An 8,487-nucleotide genomic window follows, 5' to 3' on the forward strand; every position below is an offset into this window, starting at 1 on the left:
TCGAAGTTACGCATTTTTTTATTTTTTCCTATCCCTTATCTGTCACAGCCTCTGTCTTTTATTGTCTGAACAAAGAGAATGCCCTTGGGTTATTTTCCTCATTTCGACAATTTTCCCTACTTTAAAAACTTAAGGAAGTCCTTTTTCATTTCAGTCCCGATTTCCATTCCTCACCACGCCAATGGAAAAAGAAACTTGACTTTATCTTAGCTTAATTGTACCATTGTATTAGTTGATTAATACAACAATACACAAGAGAGGAAGTTCAGAAATGAAAGTTTTACTGTATTTCGAAGGTCAAAATATTATCTCCAAATCTGGCATTGGCCAGGCCATGAAGCATCAGATGGCAGCGCTGGACAGTGCCGGTATCGCTTATACGACTAATCCTGATGAGGATTACGATATCCTTCACCTGAACACTATCGGGCCGTGCAGTTCCGCTTTACTCCGGAGCGCCCGGCGGAAAGGAAAGAAAATCGTCGTCCATGCGCACAGTACCGAGGAAGATTTTCGGAATTCATTTCTGTTTTCCAATTCGATCGCACCGGTCTTCAAACGTCGGCTCATCCAGATCTATTCTCAAGCCGATCATCTGATTACGCCGACGCCGTATTCCAAAAAATTGCTGGAAAGCTACGGAATCTCGATCCCGATCCATGCGTTAAGCAACGGCATCGACCTTGATCGGTTTCATTACAGTGAAGCGAAAATCCGCGATTTCCGGACCTATTTCCAATTACGGCCGGATGAAAAAGTCGTGATCTCCGTCGGTCTGTTCTTTAAGCGTAAAGGGATCGATGACTTTGTGGAAGTGGCCCGGCGTCTGCCGCACATCAGGTTTATCTGGTTTGGTCATGTGCCGCTGTACTCTATTCCGCGGGATGTCCGCCAGCTTGTCATCCGGAATCATCCTGCCAACGTGCTCTTTCCCGGCTACATCAGCGGTTCTGTCCTGGAGGGAGCTTACTGCGGCGCAGATGCATTCTTTTTCCCCAGCCACGAAGAAACCGAAGGTATCGTCGTTTTGGAAGCACTGGCTTCGTATCAACAGATTATCCTGCGTGACATTCCGGTCTACGAGCCGTGGCTGAAAGACCAGGTCAATTGCTTTAAAGGACACAATGTTGACGAATTTACACGTCTGGTAGAAGCGAGTACTGAACATCGCCTGCCGGATTTAAGAACGGCTGGCCGGATCACCGCTGAGCTGAGAAGCATCCCAATCATCGGCAAGCGCCTACGCGAAGTTTATGAACAGTTGCTTCAGGAATAAGCGGTTCAGGTTATCCGCGGCTGGCCGGTACATTCAACGCCGAATTTTGAGGAGGTATTCGTGATGAACGTTTTAATTTTTTCAGTTACCGCCGGTTATGGACATATCGCAGCCGCCCAGGCCGTAAGCTTGGCGTTGACCGCCAGAGGCGCCCATGTCGTAACCGTCGATCTCTACGAGCACGTTAGTCCGACCGTGCAGAGGATGATCGGCAGTGGCTACACACTGGCCTCAAAATATACACCGCGGATTTACCGTACTTGTTACCGACAGGCCGAAATCCACGGCCGGCAGACGTTCCTGTTTGCGCTGATAAACCGAATTAACGTTCGAGGATTAGAGAACATCCGTCATCTGATCGCGGAAACTTCACCGGACCTCATTGTCTGCACGCATATTTTTGCGGCGCAGCTGATCGATCTGTTAAAACAGCGCGGCATGCTGGCTATCCCGGCGATTGGAATCGTCACTGATTACACGCTTCATCCATTCTGGGAAACCGTGCCGGCAATCGAACATCTAGTGATTGCCAGCGAATTACTTGCACACGCGGCACTGAAACGCGGCCTTGACGCGGAACGATTGCTTCCCTTCGGCATTCCGATTCACCCCAAATTCAAACAGGCTGTCAGCCGGGAAGACGCCACCGCTCAGCTGGGACTCGATCCTGCTAAACCCACGATCCTTCTCATGGGTGGAAGTATGGGGTATTCCAACAGTCAGAAAATCATCGTGCAGTTGGCTAAAACCGGGCTGCCGCTTCAGATTCTCGCTGTTTGTGGCAGAAATCAAAAACAATTTCAACGGCTGACCCAGATGAAACCCAGCCTCAACGGAATCTACCAGCTCTTCGTCTACGGCTTCGCTGAGAATGTGGAAATTCTGATGAGCGCCGCGGATTGTCTAATCACCAAACCGGGTGGTCTGACAGTTTCCGAAGCGCTGGCCAAAAAACTGCCGATGTTTCTTACAGATCCAATTCCCGGCCATGAAGAACGTAACGCCGAATTTCTCGTCAACAACGGAGTTTCCCTACGTCTTACAAAAACGTTTGGGGCTGACGAAGCCGTGTATCAGTTTTTCCACAATTTTGGCCGGGCACAGGCATTGCCAGCGATGATGCAAAGCCTTAGCCCTTACAACGCCGCCGATCAACTTGCTGACTTTATTATGAATACGGTTAACGGAAAGACGGAAGTCCGATTCCAGAGCAAGACTGATCCGAACAAAATCCTGGATATCAATGAATAGCTAGACTGTCTTTACTTGTTAAGATTGATTTTTTTCCATCCGCGCTCCTCTGCATCCGCAAAGCGGATGCTTTTTTTGCCTATTGTTTATCTAAGGATTGAAATAGTCTTCAATATTATCAGATGGAGAAGAAATTATTTTTGTATCGCATCCGATAGAAAGAGAATGATTCCAATGTTTTTTTATTCATTACTACTTTTCTATCCTATTAAGTTCAGAAACTATGGCGGTCAGTCCTGATTTGCTCCATCTTTTGTTGATAAGCAATATCTGAAAATTGTTGATTTCCGTGTATTACCCTATTTTCCTGAACCACTTAAATTTTAAAATGCACTACATTTCTAATCTTATTTATACACTCTGGAACTCATTCGCTTAAACACGAGCGTTGCTATCTTCTTATCTTAAGATATTCTCGCACAGATTCTTTTTCAAGACTCTTGAAACAAAAAAAAGGGATCCGCTATTTACTGCGATATCCCAATAATCTCATTAACATGGTGGAGCATAACGGGATCGAACCGTTGACCTCCTGCGTGCAAAGCAGGCGCTCTCCCAGCTGAGCTAATACCCCATGTATATTTAAATTCGATGGTGGGCCTGAATGGACTTGAACCAACGACCTCACCCTTATCAGGGGTGCGCTCTAACCACCTGAGCTACAGGCCCAATTAACTGTTTCCCATCGAATGCTTAATAAATATACCACGAGGAAAATAAAGTGTCAACAACTTTTTAAACTTTTTTTGATTTTTTTCGCAGCACTTTGATCCGCCGGTTCCCCTCGCCCGCAAAATCTGCATTATTCCAGAATCTTAACGAAATCGTCGATCCCCTGAAAGATCGCGTAAGCAATTTCATCCAGGTGTTCATCCTTCTGCAGAGCGGATAAATCCTGACCGTTGGATAAAAATCCGATCTCCGCCAGAATTCCCAGTGTTGTCGTCTGCTTCAAAATATAAATATTCCCCGTTTTGGGCTGGAACTTGGAATTGGTCACCGACCGCAGCCGTTCCAGCACCGCGGCTGCCAGCTGATGCGAGTTTTCATTATCCTGCTGATAATACACCTCTGCCCCATGGACCCGGCTGTCCAGCGAAATATTGCAATGGATGCTGACAAACAACGTCACCTGCGGCTGATTCATGATCTCAACCCGTCTTTTTAAATCGGCTCGTTTCGCATTCTTCGCGTCGGCCGGCGCCAGATCGACGTCCTCCTCGCGGATCATAATCACTTCAGCGCCCGCGCCTTCCAATAACCGCTGCAGCTTCTTCGCCGTTTTTAAATTAATCTCATCTTCGTCGATCGCCTGACTCCGCGCTCCCGGATCCTTTCCCCCATGTCCCGCATCAATCACAATCGTCATTCCGCTTAATCGCGTATCGGACATGACTGTGATCGCGCGGCTAAACGCCCGCATCACCAAAGCAGCGATCAACAGTACAATCAAACTCCCTGTTGCCCAGCATTTCCGTTTTAACCGTTTCATCGCTTCATTGTATGAAAAAAGCAGCGGTCCTATGCCGCTGCCCATGATTTCGCCTTGATTAACAAAATAAAACTTAAGATCAGACACAAGCCCTCGCTCACCGTCGGCGTGAGCCAGATTCCCAACGCTCCGAAAGCCGACGACATCGCAAGCAGACAGGCCAGGATCACAACGATTCCCCGGGCCAACGACAAAGTCAGCGCCGCTTTCGGTTTAGCCAGCGCAACGAAGAAGCCGGAAGTCAGCACATTATAGCCCATGATCAGAAAACAGAAGGAATACAGGCGGAACGCCGCTACCGTGCTGCCAAATAACGCCGTTTCCTGCGGCCGGATGAAGACCGAAACGATCTGCGGCGTAAAAATCCAGCAGCCGCCGAAGCACAGCACCGAAGTCAGCGCGACCGCCGTCAGGCCATAACGATAGACCAATTTGATCGTTTTCGAATCCTGCTGCCCCACGGCATAGCTCACCAACGGCTGGCAGCCCTGCGCAATGCCCACAAACGCCATCAACACCAGATTATAGACATACGTCATCACGGTGTAGCTGACGACGCCGGAGGTTCCGATAATGGATAAAATCTGATGGTTAAACGCAAAGACGATGACCCCCGCCGATAATTCCGTAATGCAGTCGGCGATGCCGATTGGCACAATCCGCTGATACTGCGATAAATCCAATGTGAACCGCGTAAAATGGAAATGGGTTTTCCGGCTGAACAGAAAATGACTGAAAAAGACAAGAAACGTCAGCAGCTGCGAAATACCGGTTGCCCACGCCGCCCCCGCAAGCCCCCAATGAAATCCGAAGACAAACAAGGCGTCCAATACAATATTCGTCACTGCGCCTAACAGCACGCCGAAGGTTGACAGCTGCGGAAAACCATCCGCTTTAATTAAGACTTCAAACGAATAAGACACAATGAAGAAAAAGCCGAATCCCCCGATGATCCGGAGATATTCCGTTACATAATTCAGCGTATCGCTGCCGGCTCCCAGAAAGACCGCCAACGGCTGGGCAAAGAGCACGCAGCTCACCGAAATGAACAATGCCAAGACCGAAAGCACCGCCGTATTCATCGAAAACAGCTGATTTGCCCGCTCCGTTCGCCCCGCGCCTCGATGGATCGAAATCAACGTCGACGCGCCGATCGACAGCAGCAGAGAAAAAGCAAACATGAAATTGATGAACGGCATCGCCAGGTTGACAGCGGCCAGCGACGTTTCCCCGGCATAATTGGCAATAAAGATCCCGTCGACCATCGTATATAAATTAAATACCAGCATCGAAGCGATCGACGGCAAAACAAAGCGTATAAATTTTCGTTTTAAACTCATACTTCCTCCTTTCTGAATCAGTATAAACCTTGGTATAATACTAAAGTCAAGGGGTGAACACATGAAAAACCTATATCAGATTCAGGAAATCTGCCGATTATACCATATCGGCGCCGATTCCCTCCGGTACTACGAGAAAATCGGCCTGATTCAGCCGCAGCGCAGCGAAGGGAATTACCGGTTGTACTCGCTCAGCGATATCTGGCGGCTGAACGTCATCCGCGATATGTTAAAGCTGGGTTTCAGCACCCGTCAGATCAAAACCTATCTGGACGCCCGCTCCATCGCGACGACCCGCAGCCTGTTGGACGAAAAGGAAGCCATTCTGCAGCAGCGTATCGAGGAGATGAAGAAAGACCTTCAGGATGTGCAAAACCGCCGTCAGAGCCTCGAGGAAGCGCTCAGCGAGCCAATGAATCAGGTTTGCCGGCGAACATTTGAAAAGCGGCGTTGTCTGCTTCTGAAAGAAAACATTGAACACGACGAGGACATCGACTTTCTGTTGACGAAGCTGTCCGGACGTCTGGAGGAACAACTCTCCATTCTCGGCAACGTTGATACCGGCTCGATGCTTGAGCTGCAGCCCGACGGTTCAGTCCGCTGTACGTCGGTGTTTATCTGCACGGAAGATGAATCCTACGATTTCACCTTGGAAGCAGGCGATTATCTCACCCTGACTTACAGTGGGCGCTATGATACCCACAACGAGCATCTGCGGCTTTTGCAGGAAACGATCGAGAATCAACATCTGAAACCTGCAGGAAATTTTCTTGAATTTCTGTTAATCGACATCCATGAAACTCAACGCTACGAAGAGTATGTAACCCAGCTTCAGGTACGGGTCATCCCCGCCTGATCAGACAGTTGGTTTCTTAAACTGGCATTTCTTTTCTATATTAATTACCGCAGCTCATTGTTCTTACTGGGGTCAAGGAAACGAGACGGTTTCGCAAAGGACAGACCGGTAAACAAAGAATACAATGTCGATACCCGCCGATCACGTTCATTAACAACTTTTTTCCACGGTCTGGTTCCGTTGTTCGCTTCGAAATTTTTCCTGTTTCCGCTGTACCTTTTTCAGCAAACCCAAGCTGAGAACCGCAACCGCCAGCTGCGATACCGGGACTGCCGCCCAGGTGCCCGCAATTCCGCATCGCTGCGGCAGGATCAGCAGCAGCGCCGCTAAAATCAACGGTTCGCCATAGATAAGCAGGTACGCATATTTATTCTTCTCCGTGGCATAGAAATAGGAAATCGCGATACGCGATATCGCGACGAACACAAAGCCAAGAATAAAGACGGGCAGGCTTTCCCCCACCATCGCGACAATTTCTTCAGAGGCTCCGAACAGGACAGCCGCCTCATAGCGCAGACCATACAGTAAAAGCACACTCGCCAAAGCAATGGCCAGACCAAATTGAAACGCCAGACGCCGCACCCGGCGGACTTTATCCGGTTTCTGTTCCCCATAATATTGGCTAAATAACGGCTGTGTTCCATCGCTCACCCCCTGCAGCAAAAGCAGCATCACACAGCAGACGTAGCTGATTACCGCATAGGCGCTGACCGCCGGATCACCGCCGAATTGCATCGCGCTCCAATTGATCAGAATTAACGTCACATTCGGTACAAAGGTCAGTCCCAGCGGGGAAGGCGTCAGCTTCAGAATCCGCGTTGTTTGATATTCCCACCCTTTATCCCATTGGGCTTTTAAAGCTTTCCGGACAGGAAACAAGACCGCGGCGCACCAGAGCACCGTTACCGCCTGCCCCAGCACCGTGGCCGCCGCCGCGCCCGGCAGACCATACGGCAGGATCCAGACCAAGAGATAATCCAGAACAATATTCGTGAGAAAGCCGGCGATCATCGCCGCCATCGCCTGCAGCGACTTCCCCATATTGCGGATTAACGGCACCAGCCCAACGCCCAGCACCTGAAATAAGATGCCTGCCGTGATAACCCGCATATATTGCAGCCCATAGATTTCCAATTGTCCCTGCATTCCCAGAAGGTGCAGCAGCGTTTTATTCAGCGGCAGATACACCAGGGTCAGAAGCAGGCTGACCGCGATCAACAGTCCGCATGTAATCCAGAAATACCGGTTGCGCTCGTTAATCCGCTTTCCTCCCTCGGCAATCGCAAAATGAATCGCGCCGGCCATGCCGACGCCGGTACCCGCAGCTTGGATCAGAGCGACCAGCGGATAGACCAGATTGATTGTCGCCAATCCCTGATCGCCGACGCTGTTGCCGACAAAGAAACCGTCGACAATTGCGTAAATCCCTGACAAGGCGAATGCCAGCATAGAGGGAATTACATATTTAAAAAATGTTTTTGTCATTTTCCTGCCTCCTCAAATGCCTCGAGGAACCGCCGCGTTTCCGTCAGCATTGTTTTCATCGAGGTCATACCAACCCTTTGGATTACCTGCATCTCATGAGCCTGAAGTTCTTGGATCACGTCGCCGGCCAGCGTTTTTCCTGCCTGTGTCAGAAGGATTTCCTTGCGCCGGTGATCCAGTGCGGATTCCCTAAAAACTACGAGCTGGCGCTTCGCCAGGGCGTGCAGAACTGAATTCACCGTCTGTTTTGGCAAATGCCGCTCCTGACACAGATCCCGCTGTGTTATCGACTGTTTCGTTTCCCACAGCGCATAAAGAACCATCAGCTCCGTATAGGTCATTCCATGCGCTTTTGCCCACCGATCATAGACCGCATCCATGCGTCCCCACAGTTCATAATATTCCAGCATTAACGTCTGAATCTCATGCGTCATCGTTCTTCCTCCTCCTGATTCATTAGAAACAATCGTTTATAAATTCTATTTTACAGGACAAACTTATGTTATATTAGTCCGATATCAGACTAATATCGTGCATTATACCAATGAGCGACCTGAATGTCAATCCTGATCTGAGTTCCGCATTTTGTCTTTTCATATCAATGTCATGCTAAGACATTCTGCCTTGGCTGCGATAGAGAGGCATCCATAAAAGCAAGAAAAATGATGCAAGCATCATTCTAAAAGGCAAAGCCTTTCAGAACCCCTCGTCAGTTTCTTGCCTGGAGGGTATTCCTGATTTCCGAGTTCTTCCTCCTCTCCCCCTGCTCCCAAAGTTCAAGGCTGGT

General features: G+C 49.2%; 7 protein-coding genes and 2 tRNA genes. 3 read left to right on the forward strand and 6 right to left on the reverse strand.

The window, feature by feature from the left end; all coding sequences use genetic code 11:
• Nucleotides 1-271: 271 nt before the first annotated feature.
• Together DWY25_RS17400 and DWY25_RS17405 are read left to right on the forward strand one after the other, a co-directional pair.
• Nucleotides 272-1,276 (forward strand): LTA glycolipid anchor biosynthesis glycosyltransferase, IagA/BgsA family, encoded by a 1,005-nt coding sequence (locus DWY25_RS17400; protein ID WP_117896379.1) that lies wholly within the window; start codon nt 272-274, stop codon nt 1,274-1,276.
• Between the two features lie 63 nt (nt 1,277-1,339).
• Complete coding sequence (locus tag DWY25_RS17405) at nt 1,340-2,527, forward strand: MGDG synthase family glycosyltransferase (protein WP_117896381.1); 1,188 nt, start codon at nt 1,340-1,342, stop codon at nt 2,525-2,527.
• A 498-nt stretch (nt 2,528-3,025) separates the two neighbouring features.
• Here the strand turns inward: DWY25_RS17405 and DWY25_RS17410 are convergent.
• From DWY25_RS17410 to DWY25_RS17425, 4 genes are all read right to left on the reverse strand, one after another.
• A tRNA-Ala gene (locus DWY25_RS17410) sits at nt 3,026-3,101 on the reverse strand.
• An 18-nt stretch (nt 3,102-3,119) separates the two neighbouring features.
• Nucleotides 3,120-3,196 (reverse strand) — tRNA-Ile (locus tag DWY25_RS17415).
• A gap of 133 nt (nt 3,197-3,329) precedes the next feature.
• The gene (locus DWY25_RS17420; RefSeq protein ID WP_006059528.1) at nt 3,330-4,064 is read right to left on the reverse strand and encodes an N-acetylmuramoyl-L-alanine amidase family protein; all 735 of its coding nucleotides are present in this window, start codon (nt 4,062-4,064) and stop codon (nt 3,330-3,332) included.
• The gene (locus DWY25_RS17425) at nt 4,049-5,359 is read right to left on the reverse strand and encodes an MATE family efflux transporter (RefSeq protein ID WP_244926009.1); all 1,311 of its coding nucleotides are present in this window, start codon (nt 5,357-5,359) and stop codon (nt 4,049-4,051) included. Before DWY25_RS17425 ends, DWY25_RS17420 begins: the two co-directional genes overlap by 16 nt.
• A 61-nt stretch (nt 5,360-5,420) precedes the next feature.
• Between DWY25_RS17425 and DWY25_RS17430 the strand changes: the two genes are divergently transcribed.
• Nucleotides 5,421-6,215 (forward strand): MerR family transcriptional regulator, encoded by a 795-nt coding sequence (locus tag DWY25_RS17430; protein ID WP_117896385.1) that lies wholly within the window; start codon nt 5,421-5,423, stop codon nt 6,213-6,215.
• A 150-nt stretch (nt 6,216-6,365) separates the two neighbouring features.
• Here DWY25_RS17430 and DWY25_RS17435 read toward each other — a convergent pair whose 3' ends face one another.
• Nucleotides 6,366-7,700: an MATE family efflux transporter gene (locus DWY25_RS17435; protein WP_117896387.1), complete on the reverse strand. Its 1,335-nt coding sequence runs from the start codon at nt 7,698-7,700 to the stop codon at nt 6,366-6,368.
• On the reverse strand, nt 7,697-8,134 hold the full coding sequence (locus tag DWY25_RS17440) for a MarR family winged helix-turn-helix transcriptional regulator (protein ID WP_117896389.1): 438 nt from the start codon (nt 8,132-8,134) through the stop codon (nt 7,697-7,699). Before DWY25_RS17440 ends, DWY25_RS17435 begins: the two co-directional genes overlap by 4 nt.
• Nucleotides 8,135-8,487 lie beyond the last annotated feature (353 nt).

Origin of the sequence: Holdemania filiformis (genome assembly GCF_003459085.1) — a bacterium.
Classification (GTDB): Bacteria; Bacillota_I; Bacilli_A; order Erysipelotrichales; family Erysipelotrichaceae; genus Holdemania; species Holdemania filiformis.

Bases quoted from the DNA above. Each gene is read 5' to 3' on its own strand.
- DWY25_RS17400 (WP_117896379.1), top strand. From the start codon at position 272: ATGAAAGTTTTACTGTATTTCGAAGGTCAAAATATTATCTCCAAATCT.
- DWY25_RS17435 (WP_117896387.1), bottom strand. From the start codon at position 7,700: ATGACAAAAACATTTTTTAAATATGTAATTCCCTCTATGCTGGCATTC.
- DWY25_RS17430 (WP_117896385.1), top strand. From the start codon at position 5,421: ATGAAAAACCTATATCAGATTCAGGAAATCTGCCGATTATACCATATC.
- DWY25_RS17405 (WP_117896381.1), top strand. From the start codon at position 1,340: ATGAACGTTTTAATTTTTTCAGTTACCGCCGGTTATGGACATATCGCA.
- DWY25_RS17440 (WP_117896389.1), bottom strand. From the start codon at position 8,134: ATGACGCATGAGATTCAGACGTTAATGCTGGAATATTATGAACTGTGG.
- DWY25_RS17425 (WP_244926009.1), bottom strand. From the start codon at position 5,359: ATGAGTTTAAAACGAAAATTTATACGCTTTGTTTTGCCGTCGATCGCT.
- DWY25_RS17420 (WP_006059528.1), bottom strand. From the start codon at position 4,064: ATGGGCAGCGGCATAGGACCGCTGCTTTTTTCATACAATGAAGCGATG.